Genomic DNA, 487 nt, shown 5'->3' on the forward strand with positions numbered 1-487 from the left:
GCGGAAGATTATGTTGCCACACGCCAACCACAATCATAATGGTTAAACCTGTCACAGCCCCCGTCACTAGTCCCGTGAGCACTTCACTTAAGATTAAGCGACCAAAATTACTATCCTTTTCATCTTTCATAGCCAAACGGCGTACCGCGACCGCCAATGATTGTGTCCCGGCATTGCCGGCTGTTCCGGTAATTAAAGAAATAAAAACGGCTAAAATACTCGCTTCGCTAACTAACGACTCATAATTACTGATTAACGAGGCCGTAGACATCCCTAAAAACAGCAGCGTAATTAACCAAGGTAATCGTTTAGAAGCGGCTTTTAAAGGGTTCTCACTAACTTCTTCAACGTCGACCCCGGCTAAACCAGAGTAGTCGCTAGCGGCTTCATCATCGATAACATCAATAATATCATCAACTGTTACAATCCCCAACAAATGATCATCATAATCTGTAACTGGCACAGCTAAGAAGTCATAGTCACGAAT

At 43.5% G+C, this 487-nt stretch carries 1 protein-coding gene; it reads right to left on the bottom strand.

Annotation, left to right across the window (positions count from 1 at the left end; translation table 11 throughout):
• Positions 1–487: magnesium transporter (locus ACU8YE_RS24635; protein ID WP_446930056.1), on the bottom strand; the 487-nt coding region annotated here is incomplete at both ends.

It is taken from the genome of Ralstonia sp. VS2407, from assembly GCF_052950655.1.